This window comes from Devosia sp. Leaf64, assembly GCF_001421945.1.
Lineage (GTDB): Bacteria > Pseudomonadota > Alphaproteobacteria > Rhizobiales > Devosiaceae > Devosia.
In genome coordinates, this window is record NZ_LMLO01000021.1 from 415,903 (window position 1) to 442,437 (window position 26,535).

Annotated in this window: 24 protein-coding genes; 14 read left to right on the top strand and 10 right to left on the bottom strand. The window is 59.5% G+C overall.

Translation table 11 applies throughout. The annotated features are described in order from the left end of the window. Positions 1 to 25: 25 nt before the first annotated feature. From ASE94_RS14895 to ASE94_RS14915, 5 genes are read right to left on the bottom strand one after another with little or no spacing between them, the layout of a single operon-like run. Complete coding sequence (locus tag ASE94_RS14895) at positions 26 to 517, bottom strand: hypothetical protein (RefSeq protein ID WP_062631055.1); 492 nt, start codon at positions 515 to 517, stop codon at positions 26 to 28. A gap of 23 nt (positions 518 to 540) precedes the next feature. Further along, positions 541 to 1,272, bottom strand: a complete 732-nt coding sequence (locus tag ASE94_RS14900; protein WP_062631363.1) for an ABC transporter ATP-binding protein — start codon at positions 1,270 to 1,272, stop codon at positions 541 to 543. Further along, positions 1,269 to 2,105: an ABC transporter ATP-binding protein gene (locus ASE94_RS14905; RefSeq protein WP_061907073.1), complete on the bottom strand. Its 837-nt coding sequence runs from the start codon at positions 2,103 to 2,105 to the stop codon at positions 1,269 to 1,271. The genes ASE94_RS14900 and ASE94_RS14905 overlap by 4 nt, the downstream gene beginning before the upstream one ends. Next, entirely contained in the window at positions 2,102 to 3,004 is a 903-nt protein-coding gene (locus ASE94_RS14910; protein WP_062631056.1) for an ABC transporter permease, read from the bottom strand. The genes ASE94_RS14905 and ASE94_RS14910 overlap by 4 nt, the downstream gene beginning before the upstream one ends. Further along, positions 3,004 to 4,077 (bottom strand): ABC transporter permease, encoded by a 1,074-nt coding sequence (locus tag ASE94_RS14915; RefSeq protein ID WP_062631057.1) that lies wholly within the window; start codon positions 4,075 to 4,077, stop codon positions 3,004 to 3,006. The genes ASE94_RS14910 and ASE94_RS14915 overlap by 1 nt, the downstream gene beginning before the upstream one ends. Positions 4,078 to 4,206: 129 nt before the next feature. Here ASE94_RS14915 and ASE94_RS14920 point away from each other — a divergent pair, with 129 nt between their 5' ends. From ASE94_RS14920 to ASE94_RS14930, 3 genes are all read left to right on the top strand, one after another. Further along, on the top strand, positions 4,207 to 4,881 hold the full coding sequence (locus ASE94_RS14920; protein ID WP_062631058.1) for an XRE family transcriptional regulator: 675 nt from the start codon (positions 4,207 to 4,209) through the stop codon (positions 4,879 to 4,881). Beyond that, a complete protein-coding gene (locus ASE94_RS14925; RefSeq protein ID WP_062631059.1) occupies positions 4,878 to 6,464 on the top strand; it encodes an ABC transporter substrate-binding protein in 1,587 nt (528 codons plus the stop codon). Before ASE94_RS14920 ends, ASE94_RS14925 begins: the two co-directional genes overlap by 4 nt. Before the next feature lie 134 nt (positions 6,465 to 6,598). Further along, the gene (locus ASE94_RS14930) at positions 6,599 to 7,699 is read left to right on the top strand and encodes a Xaa-Pro peptidase family protein (RefSeq protein WP_062631060.1); all 1,101 of its coding nucleotides are present in this window, start codon (positions 6,599 to 6,601) and stop codon (positions 7,697 to 7,699) included. Between the two features lie 126 nt (positions 7,700 to 7,825). On the opposite strand, the gene ASE94_RS14935 is transcribed toward ASE94_RS14930, so the two are convergent. After that, positions 7,826 to 8,299, bottom strand: coding sequence for an SRPBCC family protein (locus ASE94_RS14935; protein WP_062631061.1), 474 nt, complete (start codon positions 8,297 to 8,299; stop codon positions 7,826 to 7,828). 138 nt (positions 8,300 to 8,437) lie between these two features. Here ASE94_RS14935 and ASE94_RS14940 point away from each other — a divergent pair, with 138 nt between their 5' ends. Next, positions 8,438 to 10,858, top strand: coding sequence for a glycoside hydrolase family 2 protein (locus ASE94_RS14940; protein ID WP_244484052.1), 2,421 nt, complete (start codon positions 8,438 to 8,440; stop codon positions 10,856 to 10,858). A 159-nt stretch (positions 10,859 to 11,017) separates the two neighbouring features. Here ASE94_RS14940 and ASE94_RS14945 read toward each other — a convergent pair whose 3' ends face one another. After that, positions 11,018 to 11,914, bottom strand: a complete 897-nt coding sequence (locus ASE94_RS14945; RefSeq protein ID WP_062631364.1) for an N-acetylmuramic acid 6-phosphate etherase — start codon at positions 11,912 to 11,914, stop codon at positions 11,018 to 11,020. 191 nt (positions 11,915 to 12,105) lie between these two features. Here ASE94_RS14945 and ASE94_RS14950 point away from each other — a divergent pair, with 191 nt between their 5' ends. Genes ASE94_RS14950 through nagA form a run of 3 tightly spaced genes read left to right on the top strand, consistent with a single transcriptional unit; the run spans position 12,106 to position 15,076 of the window. After that, positions 12,106 to 12,894, top strand: a complete 789-nt coding sequence (locus ASE94_RS14950) for a GntR family transcriptional regulator (RefSeq protein WP_062631063.1) — start codon at positions 12,106 to 12,108, stop codon at positions 12,892 to 12,894. Next, on the top strand, positions 12,891 to 13,919 hold the full coding sequence (locus tag ASE94_RS14955; RefSeq protein WP_062631064.1) for an SIS domain-containing protein: 1,029 nt from the start codon (positions 12,891 to 12,893) through the stop codon (positions 13,917 to 13,919). The genes ASE94_RS14950 and ASE94_RS14955 overlap by 4 nt, the downstream gene beginning before the upstream one ends. Further along, complete coding sequence (nagA, locus tag ASE94_RS14960; RefSeq protein ID WP_062631065.1) at positions 13,916 to 15,076, top strand: N-acetylglucosamine-6-phosphate deacetylase; 1,161 nt, start codon at positions 13,916 to 13,918, stop codon at positions 15,074 to 15,076. The genes ASE94_RS14955 and nagA overlap by 4 nt, the downstream gene beginning before the upstream one ends. Here the strand turns inward: nagA and ASE94_RS14965 are convergent, their stop codons facing one another. Next, positions 15,077 to 15,817 (bottom strand): SDR family oxidoreductase, encoded by a 741-nt coding sequence (locus ASE94_RS14965; RefSeq protein ID WP_062631066.1) that lies wholly within the window; start codon positions 15,815 to 15,817, stop codon positions 15,077 to 15,079. 403 nt (positions 15,818 to 16,220) lie between these two features. Between ASE94_RS14965 and ASE94_RS14970 the strand changes: the two genes are divergently transcribed. Further along, positions 16,221 to 17,633 carry a hypothetical protein gene (locus tag ASE94_RS14970; RefSeq protein WP_062631067.1) on the top strand — a complete coding sequence of 471 codons (1,413 nt, stop codon included), beginning with the start codon at positions 16,221 to 16,223 and terminating at the stop codon, positions 17,631 to 17,633. Positions 17,634 to 17,778: 145 nt separating this feature from the next. Then, positions 17,779 to 19,479 (top strand): OmpA family protein, encoded by a 1,701-nt coding sequence (locus ASE94_RS14975; protein WP_062631068.1) that lies wholly within the window; start codon positions 17,779 to 17,781, stop codon positions 19,477 to 19,479. Here ASE94_RS14975 and ASE94_RS14980 read toward each other — a convergent pair whose 3' ends face one another. Next, entirely contained in the window at positions 19,480 to 20,421 is a 942-nt protein-coding gene (locus ASE94_RS14980; protein WP_162236103.1) for an alpha/beta hydrolase, read from the bottom strand. It abuts the gene before it with no gap. A 224-nt stretch (positions 20,422 to 20,645) separates the two neighbouring features. Between ASE94_RS14980 and dapA the strand changes: the two genes are divergently transcribed. Both dapA and smpB read left to right on the top strand, forming a co-directional pair. Then, on the top strand, positions 20,646 to 21,521 hold the full coding sequence (gene dapA, locus ASE94_RS14985) for a 4-hydroxy-tetrahydrodipicolinate synthase (RefSeq protein WP_156352166.1): 876 nt from the start codon (positions 20,646 to 20,648) through the stop codon (positions 21,519 to 21,521). Positions 21,522 to 21,527: 6 nt separating this feature from the next. Beyond that, positions 21,528 to 22,028 carry an SsrA-binding protein SmpB gene (gene smpB, locus ASE94_RS14990; RefSeq protein ID WP_062631071.1) on the top strand — a complete coding sequence of 167 codons (501 nt, stop codon included), beginning with the start codon at positions 21,528 to 21,530 and terminating at the stop codon, positions 22,026 to 22,028. 164 nt (positions 22,029 to 22,192) lie between these two features. Here the strand turns inward: smpB and ASE94_RS14995 are convergent, their stop codons facing one another. Next, a complete protein-coding gene (locus tag ASE94_RS14995; protein WP_061907056.1) occupies positions 22,193 to 22,744 on the bottom strand; it encodes an NYN domain-containing protein in 552 nt (183 codons plus the stop codon). A gap of 216 nt (positions 22,745 to 22,960) precedes the next feature. Between ASE94_RS14995 and rpoZ the strand changes: the two genes are divergently transcribed. The 3 genes from rpoZ to pyrE all read left to right on the top strand — a co-directional run bounded on the left by rpoZ (position 22,961) and on the right by pyrE (position 26,516). Continuing rightward, on the top strand, positions 22,961 to 23,329 hold the full coding sequence (rpoZ, locus tag ASE94_RS15000; RefSeq protein ID WP_061907277.1) for a DNA-directed RNA polymerase subunit omega: 369 nt from the start codon (positions 22,961 to 22,963) through the stop codon (positions 23,327 to 23,329). Between the two features lie 324 nt (positions 23,330 to 23,653). After that, complete coding sequence (locus tag ASE94_RS15005) at positions 23,654 to 25,939, top strand: bifunctional (p)ppGpp synthetase/guanosine-3',5'-bis(diphosphate) 3'-pyrophosphohydrolase (RefSeq protein WP_062631072.1); 2,286 nt, start codon at positions 23,654 to 23,656, stop codon at positions 25,937 to 25,939. Beyond that, positions 25,926 to 26,516: an orotate phosphoribosyltransferase gene (gene pyrE, locus ASE94_RS15010; protein WP_156352167.1), complete on the top strand. Its 591-nt coding sequence runs from the start codon at positions 25,926 to 25,928 to the stop codon at positions 26,514 to 26,516. The genes ASE94_RS15005 and pyrE overlap by 14 nt, the downstream gene beginning before the upstream one ends. Positions 26,517 to 26,535: the final 19 nt, after the last annotated feature.

Below are 26,535 nucleotides of genomic sequence, written 5' to 3' on the forward strand. Positions count from 1 at the left end.
TTGAATCTCTACGTGAACTTTAAGCTCAGCGCGCAGCAGCTGCCGCGGCGAGCTTCGCCGGGATCGACAGCACTGCCTTGATCTCCGCCACGCGCTCTGGCGTATAAAAATCCGTTTCGTGCAGCATGTTGACGGTGCCGACAAGTTCGCCGCCGAGGATCACCGGCATGTTCACCACCGACTGGCAGCCGAGCGAATTGATCAGCTCATAGTCCGGAAACACCTTGGCGATGTCTTCGATGGTGTTGGCGACGAAGTAAGCGTGCTGCTTGTGCACGATGTCGAACCAGGCATCGTAGTGGATCGGCTTGGTGCCCGAAGTCGGGTAGCTGACGGCATCGCTCGTATAGGCGCGGCGAGCTAGTTCGTTTTCCATGTCGACGGTCATATAGGTGAAAAGCTTCACGCCCACGGTCGCTTCGGTCAGCGTCTGCAGCGCGGCAAACGCCGCCTCGACACCCTTGGCCTCGGCAATAGCTGAATCAAATGCGGCGAGGGCGGCGGAATGGTCAGTCATTTCAATAGTCCTTGGTCTAAAAATCAGGCGGCCGTCGCGGCGAGCAATTCGCGCGAATAGGGCTCCTTGAGGTCGCCCTGCTTGAGCTGGGCGACGTCGGCAATCTCGACGATCCGGCCATGCCGCATCACGGCGAGGCGGTCGCAGAGGAAGCTCACGACGGGCAGGTTGTGCGTCACCATCAGGAAGGTGAGGTTCTGTTCCCGGCGCAGGCGCTTGAGGAGATTGAGAATCTCAGCCTGCACCGAAACGTCGAGCGCCGAAGTCGGCTCGTCGAGCAGCAGCACTTTTGGTTCAAGCATCAGCGCCCGGGCAATGGCCACGCGTTGGCGCTGGCCGCCGGAAAGCTGGTGCGGGAAACGGAAGCGGAAACGCTGGTCGAGGCCAACCTGCTTGAGCACGGCTTCCACCCGCTCGCCGCGATTGCCAATGCCGTGAATGGCGAGCGGCTCTGCGAGAGCGGAGTCGATGGTTTTTCGTGGATGCAGCGACCCATAGGGGTCCTGGAACACCATCTGCACCTGGCGCGACACATTGCGGTCAACGCCATGGGTGCGAGGCTTGCCCAGCACCGAAATCTCGCCGGTCCATTCCGGGGCGAGCCCGGCAATGGCGCGGAGGATCGTCGACTTGCCCGAGCCGCTTTCGCCCACCAGGGCAAAACTTTCGCCTTCCGGCACTTCGAGGTTCACCCCATGCACGACCTTGGTGTCGCCATAGGAAATGTCGAGGTTCTTGAGGGTAAGTGCGCTCATGTGCCCGCCCATTGTGTCCGGTCGAGCACCGGCAATTCGTCGCGTGTTTCGTCAATCACTGGCATGGCCGCCAGCAGGCCTCGCGTATAAGGGTGCTGCGCCTGGTCCAACTGCCCCGCCGCGCATTCCTCAACCACCTGGCCCGAATTCATCACCAGAATCCGGTCGCAATAGCGGCTCACCAGCGCCAGATCGTGGCTGATCAGGATCAGCCCCATGCCCTTGCGGGTCACGAGATCGTCGATGATGTCGAGCACCTGCGCCTGCACCGAAACGTCGAGCGCCGAAGTCGGCTCGTCGGCGATGAGCAGTTCCGGCTCAGGGATCAACATCATGGCGATCATGATGCGCTGGCCCATGCCGCCTGAAACTTCATGCGGATAGAGTTTTGCCACGCGCTCGGGATCGTTGATGCGCACGGCAACAAGCATGTCGAGAATGCGCTGCTGCACTTCCTTGCGCCCGAGTTTCTGGTGCGTCACCAGCGCCTCGGCGATCTGCTCGCCCACGGTCATCACCGGATTGAGCGAGAACTTTGGGTCTTGCATGACCATCGAAATGCGGGCGCCGCGAATGGCGCGCATCTGCTTCTCGTTCTGATCGAGGATATCGATCCCCTCAAAACGCAGCTTGTCGGCAGTCACTTCACCCGGCTTGCGGATGAGTTTGAGGATCGAACGACCCGTCATCGACTTGCCCGAACCGCTCTCGCCCACAATACCCAGCCGTTCGCGGCCGAGGGTGAAGGAAAGCCCCTTCACCACTTCGACGCGGCCCGAATGGGTCGGAAACGAAACCCGGAGATTTTCGACTTCTAGCAAGGGAGCACTCATGACTTGCCCTCGCTCTTTGGGTCGAGCACATCCCTCAACCCATCGCCAAGAAAACAAAAACCGAGCGAGACGATGATGATGGCAAAGCCGGGCATGGTCGCGACCCACCACTGATCGAGAATGAAGGTACGGCCACGCGAAATCATCGCACCCCATTCGGGCAGCGGCGGTTGTGCGCCAAGGCCGATAAAACCAAGGCCTGCTGCGGTCAGGATGACCCCAGCCATGTCGAGCGTCACGCGCACGATCATCGAAGAGGTACAGAGCGGCAGGATGTGCTGCACGATCACGCGGATCGGCCCGCCACCGGCCAACTGTACGGCCGAGATATATTCCGCATTGCGGATGGTCAGCGTTTCAGCACGGGCGATGCGGGCATAGGCCGGCCACGAGGTGATGGCGATGGCGATGATGGCATTGTTGATGCCAGGCCCAAGCGCCGCGACAAAAGCCAGCGCGAGGATCAGCTTGGGCAGCGACAGGAAGATGTCGGTGAAGCCCATCAGGATGCGATCCACCCAGCCGCCAAAGTATCCCGAGACGGCTCCGATCAGCAGCCCCAGCGGCGCCGAGATCAGCGCAACCAGCAAGACAATGGTGAGGGTAATCTGCGAACCCCAGACGACGCGGGAGAAGATATCGCGACCGAGTTCGTCCGTGCCCATCCAGTTGACGGCGGATGGCGGCAGGAGGCGCTGGCTGAGGTTTTGTCCGGTTGGCGAAAATGGAGCAATCCACGGGGCAAACAGAGCCGTCAGCAGGAGGACGAGGATGATCACCCCGCCCAGCACCGAAAGCGGATTGCGGAGAAGGGCGGTAAAGACACGATAGGTCCGGCCGGCATTGGCCTGCCAGCGCGAGGTGGGAGAATCGGCGAGAAGCCAGTCACGGGAAGCCATCAGCGAGCCCTCGGATCGAGGACGCGGTAGAGCACGTCCGAAACTTTATTTATGACGATGAAGACGGCGCCGATGACCAGCGTCGAGCCGAGCACCGCGTTCATGTCGGCATTGAGCAGGGCCGTCGTCAGATAATTGCCAATGCCGGGCCAGGAGAACACTGTCTCGATCATGACCGAGCCTTCAAGGAGGCCCGCATAGGAGAGGCCGATAACCGTGATCAGCGGCACGCGGATCGGATTGAAAGCGTGCCGCCAGATGACGATCCGCTCCGGCACGCCTTTGACGCGGGCGGTGGTCACGAACTCCTGGCTCAACTGATCGAGCATGAAGCTACGCGTCATACGGGCGATATAGGCGAGGCTGAAAAAGCCCAGCACCGACGCCGGCAGGACAATGTGCCAGAGCGCATTCATGAAGATCTCGAACTCGCCCTGGATGAGGCTGTCGATCAGGATCATGCCGGTGATCGGCGTCACGAGGCCATCGAAGAAAATATCGAGACGGCCGGGGCCACCCACCCAGCGTAGGCGTGCGTAGAAGAGGGCAAGGCCTACGAGCCCGAGCCAGAAGGCGGGCACCGAATAGCCGAGAAGACCCACGACACGAATGGCCTGATCGAGCCAGGAGCCCTGACGCGAGGCGGCAGTGACACCGAGTGGCACGCCGAGAGCAACACCGATCAGAATGCCGAGCGTCGCCATTTCAAAGGTGGCTGGAAAGAACCGGCTGAGATCGTCCGCAACTGCCCGGCCCGTCGAAACTGACCGCCCGAGATCACCCGAAAAGACGTTCACCACATAGGTGAAAAACTGCTCATAAAGCGGCCGATCGAGGCCCATGGCGATCTTGGCGGCATCATATTGCGCCTGCGTTGCCCGGTCGCCAACCACTGCGAGCACCGGATCGATCGGGATCACCCGGCCGATGAAGAAGGTGATGGCGAGCAGCCCCAAAAAGGTGAGGAAAAGCGTAACGAGAAAGCCGCCAATGGCCAGCGCGCGTCGCTTTGTACGCTTGCTGGTAAAATTTCGAGGCGCGGGCGAGGGTAACGCCGACTGGTCAGTTGTCATGCGAAATCCTCTCGCAATAACAAGGTTTTATTGCCGCAGGCTGACTCTCCTGCAGATTGCAAAACCTTCACATTTCACTTCCACCATACAAGAAACTTTGCTTATATCAAAAAAATTTTGGTGGGACGCATGGCGCAAAACGCTTTGGCAAAAGAGGATGAGGGGCACCCGAAAGTGGGTGCGCTCATCCGTGCCCGTCGCCGCCAGCAGCAAATGACGCTGATGGATCTTGGCGCCGCCGCCGAAGTTTCGGTCGGTTATCTCAGTCAGGTCGAGCGCGATCATGCCACGCCCTCGCTCGGCACGCTCGCCCAGATTTCGCGGGCGCTCGGTGTTTCCATCGACTACTTTGTCGCAACTCCGGCGCCGCACAATGCGCTGACGCGGGCAGGGGAGCGCAATCGCTTCTCAATCGATGGCTCTTCCATCGTCTATGAGCGCCTTGGCGCCGAATTTCCCGGCAATCAATTGTCCAGCTTCGTCCTGAGCGTGCCGCCGGGCTATCGGTCTGAAACCGTCGCCCACGAGGGGGAAGAAATCCTCTACGTGCTAGAAGGCGCGATCACCCAGCGCCTCGATGGCGAGGAAATGGTGATGAACGCCGGCGATAGCCTTCATTTCCGTGGCAACCGGCCCCATTCTTGGTCCAATCACACCGATCGGCCGGCGAAGCTCTTATGGACCGGCACGCTCGCTCTTTTCCGCTCTACCGCGCGCCCGGCGCGCCAGGTGGCAGCGAAACCCAAAACCGGCGCCAACAAGCCGGTCCGCAAAAAAGTCATTCCAAAGGAGAAACGCACATGAAGATTTTCCGCGCCGCCCTGTTGGCGACTGCGCTCAGCCTGCCGCTGGCAGCGGGCGCCGTCTATGCCGCCACCCCGGCCGATGCCCTGGTCATCGCCCAGAACATCGACGATATCGTCGCGCTCGATCCCGCCCAGGCCTATGAATTTTCGGCCGGCGAGATCAACACCAATGTCTACGATCGCCTCGTTCAGTACGAAGCCGAAGACACGTCCACTCTCGTCGGCGGCATTGCCGAAAGCTGGGAAGCTGACGACGCTAATAAGTCGATCACCTTCACCATTCGCGATGCCAAGTTTGCCTCGGGCAATCCGGTCCGCGCAGAAGACGTGCTCTATTCCTTCAAGCGCGTCATCACGCTCAACCTGACGCCTGCTTTCATCCTGACCCAGCTTGGCTGGACTGTCGACAATATCGACGACATGGTGACCGTCGACGGCAACACCGTCACCGTGAAGTGGGATGGCGATTTCGCCTCGGCTTTCGTGCTCAACGTTCTCGCTGCCCGCCCGGCCTCGATCGTCGACGAAGCGCTGGTCTCCCAGCATGTCGAAGGCGAAGACTGGGGCAATGCCTGGCTCAACACCAACTCGGCTGGTTCGGGTCCGTTCGTGATGACCGATTACCGCCCGGCTGAACTCGTACGTCTCACAGCCAACGAGAACTACTTCCGTGGCGTCCCCGCCATGAAGCAGATCCTCATCCGTCACGTCGCCGAAGCCGCCACCCAGCAGCTTCTGCTGACCTCGGGCGACGTCGATATCGCCAAGAACCTGACCCCGGACCAGATCTCGGGCTTGCCGGATGATACCGTCAAGGTCGAGACCTATCCGCAGGCCGCCGTCCACTTCCTCTCGTTCAACCAGAAGACCGACTCGCTGACCAATCCAGCCGTCTGGGAAGCCGCACGTTACCTCGTCGACTATGACGGGATGACCGAGACCTTCCTCAAGGGCCAGATGGAAAAGCACCAGGCTTTTTGGCCCAAGGGTTTCCCGGGTTCCTATGACGAAACTCCGTTCACCTACGACGTCGAAAAGGCCAAGCAAATCCTGGCTGATGCAGGTGTCGAAACCCCGATCAATGTCACTCTCGACGTGATCAACTCGACCCCGTTCACCGACATTGCCCAGTCGCTGCAGGCTGGCTTTGCCGAAGCCGGCATCAACTTCGAAATCCTGCCCGGTACTGGTGCTCAGGTGATCACGAAGTATCGTGAGCGTACCCACCAGGCCATGCTGCTCTATTGGGGCCCGGATTTCATGGACCCGCATTCGAACGCCAAGGCTTTCGCTTATAATTCGAACAATGCGGACGACAACTACACCGCGACGACGACCTGGCGTAACGCTTGGGCCGTACCCCAGGAAATGAACGACGAGGTCAATGCTGCTCTCGCCGAGCCCGATCAGGCCAAGCGCAACGAGCTCTATGTCGATCTGCAGAAGAAGGTTCAGGCCGAAAGCCCGATCGTCATCATGTTCCAGGCCGCCCTCACGATTGCCATGGCGAACAATGTGGAAGGCTATGTCAACGGCGCGACCTCGGACTTCGTCTACTATCGCCTCGTGACCAAGAACTAATCCGAACGGCGTCGCGGAGCCCAAACTCCGCGACCATCCTTGGCGGCGACAAGTCCCTCCTCCCGCCGCCTGCGGAGTCGGGCATCCTCCTCCCGCTCGGCTCCGCCCATCTTTTCCAACTTCGCGAGCCCGTCATGAATCCCACGCTCACCACCCGCATGGCCAATCTCCGCCGCCGCATGGCCGAGACCTCGACCGATCTCGTTGCCATCGGCCCCTCGAGCCACATGCGTTGGCTTGCTGATCTCTCGCCCCATGGCGATGAGCGCCCGGTCATGCTGCTCGTGAGCCAGACTTATGCCGGCTTCCTGATGCCAGCGCTGAACGTCGATAGCTCCCGCCAGCACACCGATCTGCCCTTCTTCCCTTGGGCCGATGCCGATGGTCCCAGCGCCGCACTCGAACAACTGATCGACGCCACAGGCATTTCGCGGGTCAGTCCCTCGATCGTGCTCGACGAAACCATGCGCACCGATTTTTCGCTGCTGCTGCTCGATGCGCTCCCGGGCGCCAAGCGCCGCTTCACCCAGGACACGGTTGGCTATCTCCGCTCGCGCAAGGACGAAGACGAATATAAGCGGCTCAAGGCCGCGCATCTTCTCAACGACCGCACCGTCGCTGCCGCCTTTGCCGCCCTAAAGCCCGGCATGACCGAACTCGACGTCGCCGCCTTCATTGGTGATTTCTACAAAGCCAATGGCGCCACAACCGAATTCTGCTCGGTCTGCTTCGGTCCCAACGGCGCCTTCCCACATCATCACACCGGCGCGACCCAACTCAAATCCGGAGATGCCGTGCTGATCGATACCGGCTGCCGCCTAGATGGCTATCCATCCGACATGACCCGCATGGGCTATTTCCAGTCGGCGCCGGAAGGCTATGGCCAGATTCATTCGATCATCGACCGCGCCGTCGAAGCCGCCATCGCAGCCGCCGTTCCCGGTGCCAAAGCCAGCGAAGTCGACAAGGCGGCTCGCGACGTCATCACCAATGCCGGCTATGGTCCCAATTTCCTTCACCGCACCGGCCACGGCCTCGGCATCGACGTCCACGAAGCCCCCTATATCACCGGCACCAGCGAAACCGTGCTCGACGAAGGCATGGTCTTTTCCATCGAACCCGGCATCTATCTACAAGGCCAGTTCGGCCTGCGGCTCGAAGAGATCGTCATCATTCGTGACGGGAAGGCGGAGATTTTCTCGGAAATGCCGCGCACAGCGGTGGCGGCTGGGTAAAACCCTCACCCGTCTCGCGCTATGCGCGATCCACCCTCTCCCCAAGTGGGAGAGGAATGGTGCGCACCAGTTGTTCTTCTCCCTCTCGGGGAGAAGGTGGCCCGCAGGGCCGGATGAGGGGGCTTCTCAAAGCCCCTTAGCGACTTCCTCAAGCTGCGCGGCAACCAAACCCCAACCCTCGTGAAAACCCATCTTCTCGTGGGCCTCCTTGTCTTCCTTATTCCAGTGCCGCGCGACTGCCGTATACCTCGTCTTGCCACCTTCGTTCTCGAAGGTCAGCGTGCAGGTAAAGAACGGCTTGGCCGAAGGCTTCCAGTCCCCGACATAGGCGTCGGTGAAAACGAGCTTCTTGTTCGGCACGATTTCCAGATACTGACCGGGATTGGGATATTCGTTGCCCGCCTCATCAGCCATTACCACCACATTTCCGCCGCCCACCCGCAGATCGACGGTCGCCCGTGGCGTCGACCAAGGCTTTGGCGCAAACCACTGCGTCATCAGCGCTGGCTCGGTCCAGCAGCGATAGACAGCTTCCGGCGGCGCGTCGATCAGGCGGGCCAGAACCAGGTCGCGGTCGGTATCGATAGTGTCATTGCTCATTTGATGCCCTCTATTGGGTTGGATCTGCCCTGGCGACGAAAGGGCCACAGGTGCTTCGACATTTCCAACTGAAAATTTCGTCCGGACCGCCAAACTTCTGTTGTATGGAAGCGCCGTCGAATGGGTGAGGAGCCGGACATGGCGCGAAACGAACAAGTGCTAAACAGCGGTTGGACCCTATCCTGTCTCGGCGGTCCAGGTGCCACACCGGGCCTCCCGGGCACGATCCGCGCTACCGTGCCGGGCACCGTCCACACCGATCTTCTCGCCGCTCGCCTCATTCCTGATCCCTATCTCGATCTCAACGAAATCGCCGTCGACTGGGTGGGCAAATGCGACTGGCGCTTCGAGAAGACATTTAATTGGACAGATGACGGCTCCGAAAACGTCGACCTCGTCTTCGGAGGCCTCGACACCTTTGCGACCGTCGTGCTGAACGGCGTCACACTTGGCGAAACCGCCAACATGAACCGGACCTACCGTTTCGCTGTTCGCGATCATCTGCGTGCTGGCGAAAACCACCTCGCGGTCACCTTCGAATCCGCCTGGACACGCGGCGAAGCGCTCGACAAGATCTATGAGCCACGGCCGAACAACTATCCCGGTCCGGCTAATCTCATGCGAAAGATGGCCTGCAATTTCGGTTGGGACTGGGGCCCGACTCTGGTTACGACCGGTCTTTGGAAGGGCGTTACGCTACAGTCCTGGTCAACAGCGCGTCTCGGCGCGATCCGTCCGGAAATCACCCTCAAAGGCGCCGACGGCCACGTTGGCATCGACGCCGAGATCGAAGGCGAAACTTCCGACCTGATGCTGCGCGTCTCAGTCGCTGGCGAAACGGTCACGTTGCCGGCCGGCTTTGCGGAACTAACCATTCCCAGCCCTCAACTTTGGTGGCCCACCGGTCTCGGCAATCAACCGCTCTATGACCTGGCGATTGAGCTGCTCGCTGGTGATACCGTCTTGGACACCTGGCAGCGAAAGATCGGTTTCCGCTCCCTCCGCCTCGACACCACGCCTGATGACGAAGGTACTCCATTCACCTTCGTCATCAACGATGTGCCCGTCTATATCTGCGGCGCCAATTGGATTCCCGACGATTGCTTCTTGCCGCGCGTCACGCCTGAGCGCTATGCCGCCCGGATCGCCGAGGCGAAGGACGCCAACATCAACATGCTCCGTGTCTGGGGTGGCGGCATCTATGAAACTGACGCCTTCTACGAGGAATGCGACCGTCAGGGCATGCTTGTCTGGCAAGACTTTCTGTTCGCCTGCGCCGCCTATCCGGAAGAAGGCGATCTCCCCGCCGAAATCGAAGCCGAAGCGCGCGACAACATAGTCCGCCTCATGCCGCATCCCTCGCTGGTGCTTTGGAACGGCAACAATGAGAATATCTGGGGCTGGTTCGATTGGGGCTGGCAGGAAGCGCTTGATGGCCGAACGTGGGGCCTCGGCTACTATCTCGACCTCTTGCCGCGCCTCGTCGCCGAACTCGACCCGACGCGACCCTATTGGGCTGGCAGCCCCTATTCGGGTTCGATGGACATCCACCCCAATGATCCCGCCCACGGCTGCACCCACCTTTGGGATGTCTGGAACGAGATAGGCTACGAGCATTACGCCGACTCTGTCCCGCGCTTCTGCTCCGAATTTGGCTGGCAAGCTCCGCCGACGTGGGCAACGCTGATCCAATCGGTCCACGACAATCCGCTGACTCCGACGTCGCCCGGCGTTTGGCATCACCAAAAGGCGACCATCGGCAACGACAAGCTTTTGCGTGGTCTCAAGGGCCACCTGCCCGAACCGCAAAATATGGATGATTGGCACTTCGCCACGCAGCTCAATCAGGCCCGCGCCATCACGTTCGGCATCGAACACATGCGCAGCCATCGCGGCCGCAATATGGGCGCCATCGTCTGGCAATTGAACGACTGCTGGCCCGTCAATTCTTGGGCCGCGATTGACGGCTATGGGCGCCTGAAACCGCTCTGGTACGCGCTCCGCGCCGTCTACCATCCGCACCTGCTGACCATCCAACCACGCGGCGAGGGCTTCAGCGTCATTGCCGTCAACGAACGCACGCTCTTCTGGCGCGGTCCCGTTACCATCAAGCGCCTCCGCTTCGACGGCACGGTCCTCGCAGAATGGACCCACTGGCGCCTATGCGCAGATCGTCTTTCAGCGGCCGAACTCCCGATCCCCGCCGATGTTGCGACGCCCAGCGACAAATCCAACGAACTGCTTGTCGCCACAATGCACGACAGCACGGCCTTCTACTATTTTACCGAGGACATCGACCTCGCGCTGCCCGAACCAAAGTTCAGCCTAACGGTCGAACGCGCGGACGAAAGCTGGAAAGTGACAGTGGCGGCCGAGAGCTTCCTCAAGGACATCTGCCTCTTTGTGGATCGCCTTCATCCGGACGCAGAAATCGACGATATGCTGGTCACACTACTGCCGGGGCAGGGGCATGTCTTTATGGTTCGATCGCTCATAGAGCTGGACGCAAAGACGCTGTCGAGCGTGCCCGTCTTCCGGTGTGCCAATCAATTGAGGTAGCCCTCAGCAGTCCTCATGGTGAGGTGCGCAGCGTAGCGAAGCCTCGAACCACGAGGGCGTGGCACTTAAATATCGGTGCACGCCCTCGTCCTTCGAAGCTCGCCTGTGGCGAGCACCTCAGGATGAGGGCTACTTGACCATTTGAATGGACGCAGTGGCTCAGCCTTGCACTGCAGCCAGAGCCGGCCGCAAATGTCCCTGGTGCTCAGCTAACATCGCTTCGGCCGCGCCGAGATCTGCCGCGCCAGCGGCCAGCAATACCGCCAGTTTCACCGCTCCCTCGCTCGTCTCCAACGCCGCCGCAGCGCGTTCAGCACTGGCCCCGGAAATCGCCGCAACAATACCCTTCGCTCTTTCTCGCAGCTTGATATTGTCGGCCACCACATTGACCATGTAGCCGTCATGCACGTGGCCGAGGTGGATGGCCATCATCGTCGACAGCATATTGAGCGCGATCTTCTGCGCAGTGCCCGCGCCCATGCGGGTCGATCCGGCAATCACCTCCGGCGGCGTTGGCAGGCAGATACCCACATCTGCGATTTCGAGAATGCGCGTCCCGGCATTATTGGCAAAGCCGATCGTCTTCGCGCCGCTTGTCTTCGCCGTAAGCAATGCCTCAACGGGGTAGGGTGTCTGGCCACTAGCAGTAACGCCGATCACGCAATCCCGGCTATCGAGCTGCAATGTCTCAATGGCCTGTCGCGCTGCGTCGCCGTCGTCCTCCGGGCCGCCTGTCATGTTCACAAGCGCATCGGCCCCACCAGCCAATAAGACAACGATCTGCTCTCGCCTGATTCCATACGTGCCAGGCAGTTCCAGTGCATCGGCCAAAGCCATCAGGCCCGAACTGCCTGCCGCCGCGTAGACGAGCCTCCCACCTGCCTCGATCGTTTCCGCCGCGAGTATGGCGGCGCGCGCCAAATCTGCTACAGCCGAACGCACGCTCAGCGCAGCCTCGGCTTGCCCGTCTGCCAAGAGATCCAAGACCTCTTCTGGCGGTCGAGTGTCGAGCCCCGGGGCGGCGGCATGACGATTTTCGGTGCGGCGTGATGACATTGATTGCTCCATGCCGGGATAATGCCAAAAAAATACCACTTGTCCAGTTGTGGTCCACTTGGCATAACGCCAAAGGCTCGTTAGCTTAACTTGTGCAGCAAAATCATGGAGCGTCCGACCTTTGGGGCGACCTGATCGGCGCCTAGCTTCTGTCAATGGTATTTCATTGGTATTTAATTTCCGGGGGGAGCATGACTGAAGCCTATGAAGCCTTCTTCTCTGATCGCCCCATTGCGCTTTCGCAGACTGGTCCACTCTATCTCCAGCTCAAGCGTTGGATCGAGGATGCCATAAAAAATGGCGCCATCAACCCCGGCGACGCTCTACCGTCTGAACGCGACCTAGCGCTAAAAGTCGATGTGTCCCGGGTCACAGTCCGTAAGGCCGTGACGCAGCTAGTCCAAGAAGGCGTTCTGGTTCAACGCCACGGCTCCGGCACGTTTGTCGCCCCGCCCACGCAGCGCGTGGAACAGTCCCTCTCTCAGCTCACCTCATTCACCGAAGATATGGCGCGCCGGGGCATGGAAGTGCATGCCGAGTGGCTCGATCGCGGTCTCTACGTGCCGTCCCCCGAAGAAACGGTGATTCTTGGCCTGTCCTCCGGCGAAAAGGTGGCGCGGATCGCGCGTTTGCGCCTCACCGGAGAAACGCCCCTCGCCATCGAACGCGCCAGCCTCTCCGGAACGATACTTCCCGAACCGGTCGCAATTGGCGATTCTCTTTATAAGCACCTCGATCTCTCTGGAAATCGGCCCACGCGCGCCATCCAGCGCATTCGCGCCGCCAATCTCGGCGAAGACGATGCACACCTCTTGCAGGTGCCGGTCGGATCGGCTGGGCTCAATATCGAGCGCACGTCCTATCTGCCATCGGGTCGCGTCATCGAATTTACCCGCTCCATTTACCGGGGCGACACCTATGACTTTGTCGCCGAACTGCGGCTCGGCGACGGCACACCGAACGGAGCAAGCAAGCCATGAACACCCAGACCCACATGCGCCGTGAAGTAAACGAGATTCCGCAGGTCGTTTCGAATTTCCTCAGCCAGTCGTCCGGCACCCTCGACGCCGCAGCAAAACGCCTTCGCGAAGAAAACCCAGCAGTCGTCGTGACCGTCGCCCGAGGCTCCTCCGATCACGCCTGCTCATATTTGAAATACGCCATCGAACTGACCCTCGGCTTGCCAGTCGCCTCCATCGGTCCATCTATTGCCTCCATCTATGGCAAGGATCTGCGCCTTCCGAGCGCGGCCGCAATCGCCATTTCCCAATCCGGCAAGAGCCCCGATATCGTCGGCATGGCGCAGTCAGCGCGCCGCAGCGGTGCAACTGCAATCGCGATCACCAACACGGCCGGTTCGCCTCTCGCCGAAGCGAGCGATTTTACCGTTGATCTCCATGCCGGGCTCGAGCAGAGCGTGGCGGCCACCAAGACTTTCGTGACGTCCGTGGTGGCTGGGCTTGCGCTTGTGTCGCGCTGGAGCGGCGATGCCGAACTGTCTCGCGCGATCGATGCATTGCCGGAAAGTCTCGCCAAGGCAGTCGCCTGCGATTGGTCTGAGCTCATCGGCGCCCTCGACGGGCACAATGCGCTCTACGTCCTTGGGCGCGGGCCAGGCTTTGCCATCGCCAATGAGGCCGCGCTCAAGTTCAAGGAAACCTGCAACATTCAGGCAGAATCCTACAGCGCCGCCGAAGTCATGCATGGTCCAGTGGCCATCGTTACCCCCGGCTATCCCGTGCTCGGGCTTGCCGCCCGCGATGCGGCCGAAGTGTCGGTGGCTGACATGGCTCACAAACTGGCCGGGCAGGGCGCCTTGTCCTTCCTCACCAGCGATCGACCCGGTGCAGCCAAGGGTCTGCCATTCGCAGCAACAGGACATCCGATCACTGATCCGCTGTCGCTGATAGTTTCGTTCTATGGCTTCGTCGAGGCCCTGTCTCGACATCGTGGTCTCAACCCTGACGTGCCGCCGGCGCTGAAGAAGGTGACCGAAACGGTATGAGCGATCTTCTCGCCATTTCTGGCGCCCGCATCTTCGATAGCCGAGATTGGCATGACGATGCTGCGCTGCTGATCGAGTTTGGCTACATCTCTGGCATCGCGCGTGCAAGCGATATTCCGACCAATGCGGAGCGTGTTCGGCTTGATGGGGGCATGATCGTCCCGGGCTTCATTGACCTGCAGGTCAATGGCGGTGGCGGCATCCTGCTCAACAACGATCCATCGATTGACGGCATCCGCACGATATGTGCCGCGCACGCGCAATTCGGCACGACTGGCCTTTTGCCGACCGTGATTACGGATACCGTCGAGGTCAACGAGGCCGCTATAGCGGCGGGCAAGGCGGCGGCTCAAGCACATGTGCCTGGATTTCTGGGGCTTCATCTAGAAGGGCCACACCTCGCGATTTCGCGTAAAGGCACCCATGACCCCGCGCTCATCCGGGCAATGACGGATGCCGACCTTGCTCGGCTCAAGTCTGCGGCAGCAGATTTGCCGAACCTTCTCTGCACTGTTGCTGCTGAAACCGTCCCCGCCGAACAAATCAAGGAACTGGTCGACGCCGGCGCCGTCGTTAGTCTTGGCCATTCGGACGCAAGCTACAATGAGGCCATCGCCGCGTTCGACGCGGGCGCAACCATGGCCACGCATCTCTTCAATGCCATGAGCCAGATCGGCAACCGCGAGCCGGGTCTTGTCGGTGCCGTGCTTGATCGTCCCGACATCTTCGCTGGATTGATCGCTGACGGCATCCATGTTCACGCCGGCAGCATCGGTATTGCCCTGCGCGGGAAGCGAGGAGACGGGCGCATTTTTCTCGTCACCGACGCCATGTCGCAAACCGGGACCGACATACAAACACTGACACTCAACGGACGAACCATCACCCGCTCGGATGGTGCGCTTCGCTTGGCCGACGGCACCCTGGCGGGCGCAGACCTCGACATGATCGATGCCGTCAATTTCATGATCGACACAATCGGCCTGGATCCAAGCGAAGCGCTCCGAATGGCCTCGCTCTATCCCGCAGAATCTATGAACATTGCAGATGCCCATGGCACTCTTCTGAAGGGCGCCGTCGGCAGTTTCGTTCACCTTTCTGAGGAGCGTTCAATCCGCTCGACCTGGATCAATGGCGTAAAAGCGTTTCAAGCTTGATCAGCCGCGCCCGATATAGGGCATCTTGGTCGCCATCACCGTCATGAACTGAACGTTCGCGGAAAGCGGCAGGCTTGCCATATAGGTAATGGCGTCGACCACATGCTGGAGGTCGAATGTGGGCTCCGGCATCATTTCGCCGTTTGGCTGCAAGGAGCCGGAATTCATCTGGCTCGTCATGTCGGTTGCCGCGTTACCGATATCGATTTGCCCGCAGGCAATGTCGAATGTCCGACCATCGAGCGATATCGCCTTGGTGAGCCCCGTGATGGCATGCTTGGATGCAGTATATGACGCGGCCTGTGGGCGCGGCGCATGTGCGGAGATTGATCCGTTATTGATGATACGCCCCCCTTGCGGTGTTTGCTCCCGCATCAGTCGGAACGCCTCGCGCGCAACGTAAAAGGCGCCGTTGAGATTGGTGTCGATCATCTCGCGCCAGGTTGCGACGTCGAGATCCCCGAAAATCTTGGCTGGAGCGAAGCGGCCGGCATTGTTAAAGACCAGATCAAGCCGCCCGTGCCGCTGACGAATCTCCGCGAACATGCTTGCGACCGCGTCCGGGTCCGTAACGTCGCAGACAAAACCGTCAACGCGTATTTCCGACATCGCTGTTTCGACGAGCTCGGTGCGCCGCCCGCAGATGATGACCTGCCAACCTGCAGTGACCAAGCCTGAGGCGACCGCCCGCCCGATTCCTGATGTGCCCCCGGTAACCAATGCAATTCCTGTCGTGCTCATCGCGCTCTTCTCCACATAGCGGCCATGGTTATGCCATGTCTCATGGACTAAGGCCGCTCTGTCAAATCATGGGTCCGGGGTACAAGAAGTTTCGGGTTTCTTGCTGCAAACCCCCGAGAGTCCGGGGTTTTTAACGACAGGTTCACAAATCTTAACAGAAGGTTTCGATCTGTGTGCTGAATCTGCAACATCCGAAACGCAACCATATTGTGGCGGCCAAAATGGCGTTTTGTTCGATTGCGTCCAATTCCGGCATGCGTAGAGTGGGTCTTGCGAATCCATGCATGGGATCGTTTGTCGGTCGCAACGCGACGGCAACACACTGCACCACGAATAGTGTGGTCGCGTTACGACAAACCGCTGGGTAACCGGCACCAAAATGACTGACTTTGGAGGTCAACTAATGAAACTCAAGAGCCTTATCCTCGGTTCTGTTGCCGCCGCTGGTCTCTCGACCGCTGGCTTTGCCGCCGATCTGGGCGTCCTCACCTCGCTGGACGTCTGCGACGCTCTCGGTCTTTCGGGCCTGACCATCTCGTCCGAAACCAACTGCCTGCAGCTCTCGGGCGGCGTTTCCTATGAATTCAACTGGGGCGACTACCGCACCGAAGTTCCGGTTGCTCGCACGTTCGACGGCAATCGTAACATCTCCGTTGATGACGGCGATGCTGACTGGGCAACCAAGGTTGAAGCCTGGCTCAAGGCTGTCGGTACCGCCGACTCTGATTTCGGTCCTGCCAAGGCTGTGATCAAGATCAAGGAAGTCGACCTGACCCGCGTCCGCAATAACGCTGGTGCTGCTCCGATCGTCGACAACGACGGCGAACGCGTTGGTCTCTACATCGACGAAGCCTACGTTTCCGTCGGTGACACCACCGTTCTGATGGCTGGTAAGAAGAGCTCGATTGCCGAACTCGGTGATGATGCTCCGTTCAACTTCCTCGGCCTCTTCAACTCCGACGCCATCGACGGCAAGGGTGTTGGTGTTGACGGCGACTACACCGGTCTTGGTGGTCACTCGATCCAGGTCGTTTCGGATCTCGGCAACGGCGTTCGCGTCGGTGCTGGTCTCGAAAATCTGAATGACGACACTCCGCACACTGCTGTGGACACTAGCGTTCTGGGTAACGTTGCTGGTTTGGTGGGCACAGGTGCGGTTAACCCTGCCCGCGCTGGCACCCTCGTCGGTGTCCTGTCGTATGCTGGTGAAGGCATCACCGCTCACGTCACCGGCCTCGGCTTTGGTTTCCTCGACGGCAACATTGAATCGTGGGCGATCCACGCTGGCGCAACCGGCACCTTTGACGCGTTCAAGGTCCGTGGTGCGGTTTCGTACTGGGATAACTTCAAGTTCACGACTGCTGACGTCCTGAACGCTCTCGTCAGTGTTGAAGGTACGTTCGATCTGTTCAAGATCGCAGCGTCGGGTGAAGTCGCCAACGTGACCAACTCTGCTGTTGGCGACTACACCGACTACGGTTTTGGTGGTTCGATCGGCGTGAACGTCACCGAAGGTGTTGATATCAACCTTGGCGCTCGTTACTTCCGTGACGGCCTGAATAGCCTCGACACCTACCAGGTTGCTGCTCAGATCGTTGCTGCCGTTACCGAAACCATCAAGGTCACTGGTGAAGTCGGTGGTTACTTCGGTAACTCGATCGCTGACAACGCAGCTTTCGCAAACGACAACGTGTTCTACGGTTCGGCTGAACTCGCTTGGGCTCCAGGCGGCGGTTTCACCTCGTCCGTCAAGGGCGAAGTCAACTCGGAATCGGCCTACAAGGTCACTTTCAAGGCTGCCAAGTCCTTCGAATAATCGAAGTCTGGGTTTCCAATTGGAAAGGCCCGGCGCAAGCCGGGCCTTTCTGCTTTTGAAAGTCTGCGCTTTTGCCGATCGCTGCCTTTTTCCGGGCGGGTAATTGATTTAGCGTCAGGCAGTTGCGTCACTCATTGGAATCGTCATGAAGAGCAAAATCCGTCACCTCGCGGCGCCTAGCATCCTTGCGCTCGGTTTTGCTCTTGCTGTGGCTGCGGCGCCTGTTGTCGCGCAGTCTTCGGTCGTGACTGTTCCTCCGCCGATCGTTCAGGACTATTGGGTTAGTATTTCCCGGCAGCCAAACGGAATACTGGTGTTCGATGGATATGCGCCAAGCGACGCTGCCCGCAACAATTTTGCTCAAACTCCGTCGGCCGATGTGTCATTCTTGAAACTTGGTAGCGGTGCTCCAGCCAGTTACGACGCCGCGGTTGCCTTTGGTCTCTCGGCACTCGAGCGTATGAGCGAGGGACGCTTTGCCCTCCGCGACGATGTCGTAACCATCAGCGGCATTGCTGCCACTCAAGCGGACTTTTTGGGTCTGACAGGACCGCAGGCGCCAAAGCCGCCGTCAGGCTTCATCCTTGCGAAGTCCGAAGTCACCGCTCCTCTTGAAAAAAACTATACCTTCAGCGTGCGCAAGCAGGGAAATGGGTCCGTTGTCGCCTCCGGTTTCGTGCCCCAGCCCAGTTTCGAGCAGCGCGTTCTTGCTGCAGTGGGCCCACGCTCCAGTTCAACCCTCCGCTTCGCCTCGGGTGAGCCTGTCAACTTCGAACGCGCTGTCGATGAGGCGCTGTCTCTCCTTGATCTGCTTCAAACGGGTGAGGTGAAGCTCGAAAACGGGTCGTGGCTTATCTCAGGCACACCCAAAAGCGCCGCCGAAGCAAATGCCATACGAACCAGTTTCTCCGATGATCGCATGGCAGAAGGCGGCTGGAGCCTTGCCTTGAGTGACCCGGCGCCTCAAGCGCCTGCATTCAACTGGCGGCTTGAGAAAAACGACACTGGCGCAATCACAATGACAGGTGCTGTCCCCACGGAAGCCTTCAAACGCGTCGTCGCTCTCCGTCTGGGAAATCAACTCCAAGATAAAGCTTCCATCGCTGACAACGCACCGGACGGTTTTATCACCGAGGCGCTCGCGGCTGCTGACGCACTGACATTGCTGAATGCGGGCACGGTTTCTTACGAAATCGGCAAGTGGTCGATCGTCGGTGAAGGCGATAGCTCGGAAGCGGATCAGCAGATTACACAAGCATTGGCCGCCTTTGATGGCTGGGCCATAGAAGTGAGTGCTCCAGCAGTATCCAGCGTGGCAATGCAAGATTCGGATGCCCCGGCAGATCAGCCTGTACCCGCTGATGCCGAAGCGAGTACGCCAACCGCAACTGCTGAACCAATCCCCGCGATCCCGGAAGTTGAGGTCGCAACCTCAGTCGCTCCAACGACGCCGCCCGTCTCGAATGCAGACGACATAGCGGCTTGCAGCGCGTCGCTCAGCCAATTGTCCGCGCAAAACGGCATCCTGTTCAAATCCGGTGCGGCTGTGCTCGCTGAAGGAACTGACGTCATCCTTCAAGCGATGGCCACTGCCGCCAACCAGTGTCCCAGCGCAGCGCTCGACGTAGCCGGCCATACGGACTCCGACGGTGTGGCATCAGCTAATTTGGCGCTGTCCGTCTCGCGCGCCGAAGCCGTCATCAATGCCCTGATTGCATTGGGTGTTGATCCGAGCCGGCTTTACGCCATCGGCTACGGTGACGCGCAGCCTGTTGCCGATAACGATACTCAGGCCGGCAAAGCTCAAAACCGGCGCATCGTGGTATCCGTACGCCAGCCGCAGTGATCAGGCGGCGCGCTTCTTCTTGATGGCCGTCACATCAGTGATGAAGCGCAGCACTGCCTCGATTTCTTCGTGCTGATCGAACAGGGCAGGGGATCCCTGGCCGGCGATCGTCAACGCCAGCGCATCGGGACGGCGTCGAACCATTTCGTCATAGGTTTCGCGCCGCAACTGGTCGGTGAGTTGCGTCCGGAGAAACATCATCGGCACCGAAGCCAGCGCGTCGAACAAAGGCCAGTGCGGCGTCAGAACGTCATCGACGCCGATGGTATCAAGCGGCGACATGAGCTTTTCGTCGAAAAGTGGTCGAGCGCGACCGCGCTTGTCGATGAAATGGCTGCGCAGGGCGAGCGCGTCGAGGGCATCCTCGGCAAGCTCGGGATAATCGCCCGCGAGCATCCGCCGAAAGCCAGACGCCACGCGCTGGCTACCCTTCAGCGCAGAAAGATGCGCAAGATTGTTTCGAAGTCGAACGATTCCGCGAGAATCGACCATGGGCCCAGAATCGAGCAGCACCACGCCCCCGATCAGCAGCGGATGCTTAGCGGCCAGCGATAGAACGACCTGCCCACCTTGCCCCTGACCCAGAAAAATCGCCCGCGGAATTCCAAGCGCTGCGAGAATATCGGCCACGTCTCTGGCATCGGCCAAGGTGCTGTAATCATCGGCTTTTGCCCTATCGTCTGCTCGACCGCGTCCCGGAAGATCGATCAAAACGAGCGCACGCGCATTGTCAGAGGCGCGATTGAAATAGCTGGCAAAGTCGGTGAAGTCGCTCATGTTGCGCTGGAGGCCAGGCAGACAGACAAGCGGCATGGCGGTGTTCGAAAACGAGCCACTGACATGGACAGCCGCATGGACGCCGGCCGCGCGAGTCTCGATAAGTCGAACCGGAAATGCCGCAAAAGGCTTGTGATCTGCCGGGATCACTCGTTTCCTTGCCAATGCAACCTCCTCTTCGACACCTGGCGCATTTGCGCCCGCTCGCACCGCTCGTGCAAGTCGCTGATGCATTTGCGCAGCAGCTTTTTAGGATGGCTAAAACACCGCCGCCATGCGCCTTGTGACACGGCGAAACAGAAAGTATGGTGCGCGTCCTGAGGGGTAACTGCACGCCTCTCTCTGCGATAGACCCGGATTGGCCGGGCAATTTGAGGAATACCGACAAAATGCTGCGAGGTTCGATTACGGCGCTCATCACTCCCCTCCGTGATGGGGTTGTGGATGAGAAAGCCTTCGCCAGCTTTGTCGAGTGGCAGATTGCCGAAGGCACGCATGGCCTCGTTCCCGTCGGCACGACGGGCGAAAGCCCGACCGTAAGCCATGAAGAACATCGTCGTGTCGTCGAAATCTGCGTCGAAGTCGCTAACAAGCGCGTGCCGGTCGTTGCCGGCGCCGGCTCCAATTCGACCGCGGAAGCGGTCGATCTCGCCCGCTTTGCGGAAAAGTGCGGCGCTGATGCCGTGCTGTCTGTCGTGCCTTATTATAATAAGCCCAACCAGGAAGGCCTCTTCCAGCATTTTTCCGCTGTGGCCAAAGCCATCGGCATCCCGGTCATTCTCTACAGTGTGCCGGGGCGCACAGTGGTGGACCTGACGGTCGACACCATAGTCCGCCTGCGCGATGCGCATTCCAACATTATCGGCGTCAAAGATGCGACGGGCAGTCTGGAGCGGGCGACGATGGAGCGCGTCAAGCTCGGCGAGGATTTCATCCTCCTCTCGGGCGATGATAGCACCGCGCTCGGTTTTAACGCCCATGGCGGCAATGGCTGCATTTCGGTCACCGCCAATGTTGCGCCGCGCCTCTGTTCTCAGATGCAGGAATTTTCGCTGGCCGGCGATTTCAAGGCTGCGCGCGCCATCAATGAAAAGCTGTCCTATCTTCACAAGGACCTTTTCATGGAGCCCAATCCCGCTCCGGCCAAATATGTCGCAAATCGCTTGAATCTCTGCGCCAATGAAATGCGCCTGCCTTTGACTCCTATCAGCAAGCCAACGCAGGACGCGATGGACTTTGCAATTGCCCATGCAGGTCTTATCTAAGCCCTCATGGTACAGGCAAAGAACGACAAGAAGAAAAACGGTGTGATCAGCCACGGCCTTGTGGCTGAAAACCGCCGCTCGCGCTACGATTACGCCATTGGTGAAACCATGGAAGCGGGCCTCGTGCTAACCGGCACAGAGGTCAAGTCGCTCCGCTTGGGTAAGGCGCAGATCACCGAGTCTTATGCGTCGCCGGAAAAGGGTGAACTGTGGCTCATCAATTGCCACATCCCCGAATATCTGCAGGCCAACCGCTTCAACCACGTTGAAAAGCGCCCGCGTAAGCTGCTGGTTTCCAAAAAGCAGTTGGCACACCTCGAAACCGAAGTTTCGCGCGCTGGCAACACCATCGTACCGCTAAAGCTGTTCTTCAATGACCAGGGCCGCGCCAAGCTTTTGATTGGCATCGGCAAGGGCAAGAAGAACTACGACAAGCGCGAAACCGAGAGGAATCGCGACTGGAATCGCGACAGGTCTCGCATCATGAAAGAGGGCGGACGCGGTTAGGCTGCTGCCGTCGCCCCCCATATCGTCAAACACCCGTCATCCCCGCGAAAGCGGGGATCTCTGTTTCAAATCGAATTCTCGCTTACGCAGAATGAATTTGTGACGGGGTGGGCACGCCCATCAGCATTAAGGCGCGAAGAGAGAATTGTTGCGTGTGGAGAGGCTCAAACCTCAACCGGCCTCTGCACCTGCGGCCGGCCAACGGTCTTTGCCAGGTCCGCGACATCAAGGAAAAAGTCGGCCTGCCGGCGCAGATCGTCCGAGATCATCGGCGTGGACGTAGTCAGCGTCGAGACGACCGTTACCCGCTTGCCCTTGCGCTGCAGGGCAGCCACGAGAGCGGTAAAATCGCCGTCGCCTGAAAAGAGGATCAGGTGGTCGAAGAATGGGGACAGTTCGAGCGCATCGACGCAAAGTTCGATGTCCATATTGCCCTTGATCTTGCGGCGGCCGAGAGCGTCAGTGAACTCTTTTGCCGGCTTGGTGACAACGGTATATCCGTTATAGTCGAGCCAATCGATCAGTGGCCGGATCGAGGAATATTCCTGATCTTCCACAAGCGCCGTATAATAGTTGGCGCGCAGCATATAGGCCTTGCTGCCGAATTCCGTAAGGAGCTTGCGGTAGTCAATATCGATGCCGATCGCCTTGGACGTCGCATAGAGATTGGCACCGTCAATGAAGAGCGCAATTTTCTCCCGCGGATCTACGGTCATGATTTGAAATGTCCCCAAATTAAAAAATACATGGTCTTGAAAATACGACGGCGCAGCAGCTGTTTTAGGCTAGAGCGCAGGGTAATCCAGGTTTAATTATCGGCCTCATATATTTTTCGGTGAGAAACAATGCAAGCGGGCCATGCCCGTTACCCTTGCCAGCAGCGTTAACCTGGTGTATGCGGACGGTTCATCCCCACAAGTTTGGAGACGTTCGTGGCACGCGTCACCGTTGAAGACTGCATCGAGAAGGTCGACAATCGCTTCGACCTCGTCCTCATGGCCGCTCATCGTGCGCGCATGATTTCCTCCGGCGCTCAGATCACCGTCTCGCGCGACAACGACAAGAATCCTGTCGTTGCGCTGCGTGAAATCGGCGATGGCACCATCTCTCCTGATGACCTGCACGAGGACCTGATCCACTCGCTGCAGAAGTATGTCGAAGTCGACGAACCCGAAAGCCATGCCGCTCCGCTGCTCGAAGGCTCGGGCGACGATGACTCCATGAATTTCGACACGATCAGCGAAGAAGAACTTCTCCGCGGCATCGAGAGCCTTGCGCCGCCAGAACGTCGCGACGACTAACTTCGAGCCGTACCGCAGGGGAAATTGCTCCGGTGGAGCAATTTAAGGCGAGAAGGCCATGAGAGCTATGCTCGAATGGCCGAGCCAAGCGCATAGAATTAAAGAACCCTCGGCGAAAGCCGGGGGTGTTTGTTTTAGCGGGCACTGAGCTCTCACTTGGTCGCGTTTGACTCAGTTGTTTGTGGGGCCGCCCTTCGATCCCTCCCCCTACCAGGGGGAGGCTAGGTGGGGGTCTATCGCCTTCACGCGCACATACTTCACGCGCGCCCTTCCCATTTCCATTCAACGCGCTAAGTATGGATTGTTCCGAGAGCGGCGACTTCCATGATGCGTCAGTATGAGCTCGTTGAACGCGTTCAGGCCTATAACCCGAACGCCGACGAGCAGTTGTTGAATAAGGCCTATGTTTACGCCATGCAAAAGCATGGCTCGCAAAAGCGCGCCTCCGGCGACCCCTATTTCAACCATCCGCTCGAAGTCGCGGCCATCCTCACCGAACTCAAGCTCGATGATGCCTCGATCGCTGTTGGCCTTTTGCACGACACGGTCGAGGATACCGATGCGACGCGCGCCGAAATCGATCAGATCTTTGGCGGTGAGATCGCGACCATCGTTGATGGCCTGACCAAGATCGAGCGCCTTAATCTCGTCAGCCGCGAAGAGGCGCAGGCCGAAAACCTGCGTAAGCTTCTGCTCGCCATAAGCCAGGACGTCCGCGTTCTCCTGGTCAAGCTTGCCGACCGCCTGCACAATATGCGCACCCTGCAATATATGCGCGCCGACAAGCAGCAGCGCATTGCGCAGGAAACCATGGATATCTATGCCCCGCTTGCCGGTCGCATGGGTATGCAGGATATGCGCAATGAGCTCGAAGATCTCAGCTTCCGCATTCTCCAGCCCGACCACTACAAGGCGATCATCGAGCGCCTCAATTTTCTGCAGGCCGAGAACAAGGAAGCCATCGACACCATCACGCGCGAGCTAACCGAGCGCCTTGCTGCCGAGGGGATCGCGACTCGCGTCAAGGCGCGGGTCAAGTCGCCCTATTCCATCTTTGCCAAGATACAGCGAAAGTCGATCGCGCTCGAACAGCTCTCTGACATGATCGGCTTCCGCGTCATCGTCAATTCCGTGGAGCAGTGCTACCGCACCGTGGGGCTCGTCCACACCACCTGGAAGGTCGTGCCGGGGCGGTTCAAGGACTATATCTCTGTCCCCAAGCACAATGATTATCGCTCCATTCATACGACGATCGTTGGCCCCAGCCGCCAGCGCGTCGAGCTGCAAATCCGCACCGAGGAAATGGACCGTATCGCCGAATTCGGCATCGCGGCACATGCGCTTTATAAGGATGGCGCTTCGGCCAACCTGACGCGCATCGAAAACGAGTCCCATGCCTATGGCTCGCTGCGTCAGTCGATCAGCCACCTGACCTCGGGCATTTCGGCCGAGGATTTCCTTGAATACACCAAGCTTGAGCTGTTTCAGGATCAGGTCTTCTGCTTCACCCCGCGCGGCCGCCTCATCGCCTTGCCGCGCGGCGCGACGCCGATCGACTTCGCCTATGCGCTCCATACCGACATCGGCGATACCTGTGTCGGCGCCAAGATCAATGGCCTGATCCTGCCGCTCGTTACCCAGCTCCGCTCGGGCGACGAGGTAGAAATCCTTAGGGATCAGAACCATCGTCCGCCGTCGAACTGGATCGGCATCGCCGCCACCGGCAAGGCCCGCGCCGCCATTCGCCGTGCCGTCCGTCAATCCTCGATGCAGCGCGCACTAGCGCTTGGCGAACATGTGCTCAACATGATGCTCGAGCGTGAAGGCGTCATGCTCGACGATTCCGAAACAAAGACGCTCGCCGACGAGATGGGTCAGTCCGGCAAGCGCGAATTCCTCATCGCCGTGGGCGAAGGGAAGATCGGCAGCGAAGACCTTGGCAATGCGCTCGCCAAGGTAAAAGGCATCCGCAAGCGTCGCCGCAAGCTCGATCTGCCTGTCGCTGACACTGCCGATGGCTGGTTTGCCCTCCGCGCCACCGATCAGTTCAAGTTCCGCGTTCCCGGTGGTCAGCACGCCGGCCCCGCAGCCAAGACCGCCTTGGCCCAGCTCGATTTCCACACGCCAGTCACCATCTCGGGTGAAGGCGTCGTGCCCGGCGATCGCCTGGTTGGCATCCTTGAGCCACAGGCTCCGCTCATGGTCTATCCGATCCATTCGGAAGCTTTGATCGAAAAGCACGATGGCGATCTCGCCTGGGTCGATGTCCGCTGGGATGTCGCTGCCACCGAGGATAGGCTCTACGCGACGGTGGTGTCTATGGAATCGGTCAATAAGCCCGGCTCCCTCGCCCAAATCTCCTCGGCCATCGCTGCCTGCGATGCCAACATCAACAATCTCGTCATGCGGATGATTTCGCCCGACTTCCACCAGATGATTTTCGAAATCGAAGTCCGCGATCTTGCGCAATTGACCGATGTTCTGGCAACGCTCAAGCGCAGCCCCGGCCTTTCCGCCGTCCAGCGGGCTGGCATTCGGGAAGCGAGCATGATTTCGACCCTCGAATGGGATGGCAAAGTCGACAGGAGTGCGCGCCGTGACGAAAGATGAAGTGCTGGATATTTTCCGCAAATGTGGGGCCCTGCTCGAAGGCCACTTCATCCTGTCCTCCGGCCTCCGCTCGCCGCTGTTCCTGCAAAAAGCAAAAGTCTTCCAATACGCCGCCGAGACCGAAAAGCTCTGCAAGGCGCTGGCCGAAAAGATCAAGGCCGAAGTCCCCGGCGTGACCAAGGTCGTTTCGCCGGCCATCGGTGGCATCATTCCCGGCTATGAAACCGCGCGCCAACTTGGTCTCCCCGCTCTCTACACCGAGCGCGTCGAAGGTCAGTTCGAACTCCGCCGCGGCTTCGAGATCTCGCCCGATGACAAGGTGATCGTCGTCGAAGACATCGTCTCGACGGGCCTTTCCATCCGCGAATGCGTCGCAGCCCTCCGCGCCATTGGCGCCAATGTCGTGGCCGCCGCCTGCCTCATCGACCGCTCAGGCGGCGAAGCCGATGTCGGCGTGCCGCTCGTGTCGCTGATCGAATTCAAGGTCCCGGCCTATCCGGCAGATCAACTTCCCCCCGAACTGGCGGCGATCCCGGCAGTAAAGCCAGGCAGCCGTGGTATTCAGGGTGTGAAATAAGCCTGGGAGCCTCTCTTCC

Excerpts from the sequence above, each read along its gene's own strand:
- ASE94_RS14895 (WP_062631055.1), bottom strand. The coding sequence starts at position 517 with ATGACTGACCATTCCGCCGCCCTCGCCGCATTTGATTCAGCTATTGCC.
- ASE94_RS14900 (WP_062631363.1), bottom strand. The coding sequence starts at position 1,272 with ATGAGCGCACTTACCCTCAAGAACCTCGACATTTCCTATGGCGACACC.
- ASE94_RS14905 (WP_061907073.1), bottom strand. The coding sequence starts at position 2,105 with ATGAGTGCTCCCTTGCTAGAAGTCGAAAATCTCCGGGTTTCGTTTCCG.
- ASE94_RS14910 (WP_062631056.1), bottom strand. The coding sequence starts at position 3,004 with ATGGCTTCCCGTGACTGGCTTCTCGCCGATTCTCCCACCTCGCGCTGG.
- ASE94_RS14915 (WP_062631057.1), bottom strand. The coding sequence starts at position 4,077 with ATGACAACTGACCAGTCGGCGTTACCCTCGCCCGCGCCTCGAAATTTT.
- ASE94_RS14920 (WP_062631058.1), top strand. The coding sequence starts at position 4,207 with ATGGCGCAAAACGCTTTGGCAAAAGAGGATGAGGGGCACCCGAAAGTG.
- ASE94_RS14925 (WP_062631059.1), top strand. The coding sequence starts at position 4,878 with ATGAAGATTTTCCGCGCCGCCCTGTTGGCGACTGCGCTCAGCCTGCCG.
- ASE94_RS14930 (WP_062631060.1), top strand. The coding sequence starts at position 6,599 with ATGAATCCCACGCTCACCACCCGCATGGCCAATCTCCGCCGCCGCATG.
- ASE94_RS14935 (WP_062631061.1), bottom strand. The coding sequence starts at position 8,299 with ATGAGCAATGACACTATCGATACCGACCGCGACCTGGTTCTGGCCCGC.
- ASE94_RS14940 (WP_244484052.1), top strand. The coding sequence starts at position 8,438 with ATGGCGCGAAACGAACAAGTGCTAAACAGCGGTTGGACCCTATCCTGT.
- ASE94_RS14945 (WP_062631364.1), bottom strand. The coding sequence starts at position 11,914 with ATGTCATCACGCCGCACCGAAAATCGTCATGCCGCCGCCCCGGGGCTC.
- ASE94_RS14950 (WP_062631063.1), top strand. The coding sequence starts at position 12,106 with ATGACTGAAGCCTATGAAGCCTTCTTCTCTGATCGCCCCATTGCGCTT.
- ASE94_RS14955 (WP_062631064.1), top strand. The coding sequence starts at position 12,891 with ATGAACACCCAGACCCACATGCGCCGTGAAGTAAACGAGATTCCGCAG.
- nagA (WP_062631065.1), top strand. The coding sequence starts at position 13,916 with ATGAGCGATCTTCTCGCCATTTCTGGCGCCCGCATCTTCGATAGCCGA.
- ASE94_RS14965 (WP_062631066.1), bottom strand. The coding sequence starts at position 15,817 with ATGAGCACGACAGGAATTGCATTGGTTACCGGGGGCACATCAGGAATC.
- ASE94_RS14970 (WP_062631067.1), top strand. The coding sequence starts at position 16,221 with ATGAAACTCAAGAGCCTTATCCTCGGTTCTGTTGCCGCCGCTGGTCTC.
- ASE94_RS14975 (WP_062631068.1), top strand. The coding sequence starts at position 17,779 with ATGAAGAGCAAAATCCGTCACCTCGCGGCGCCTAGCATCCTTGCGCTC.
- dapA (WP_156352166.1), top strand. The coding sequence starts at position 20,646 with ATGCTGCGAGGTTCGATTACGGCGCTCATCACTCCCCTCCGTGATGGG.
- smpB (WP_062631071.1), top strand. The coding sequence starts at position 21,528 with ATGGTACAGGCAAAGAACGACAAGAAGAAAAACGGTGTGATCAGCCAC.
- ASE94_RS14995 (WP_061907056.1), bottom strand. The coding sequence starts at position 22,744 with ATGACCGTAGATCCGCGGGAGAAAATTGCGCTCTTCATTGACGGTGCC.
- ASE94_RS15005 (WP_062631072.1), top strand. The coding sequence starts at position 23,654 with ATGATGCGTCAGTATGAGCTCGTTGAACGCGTTCAGGCCTATAACCCG.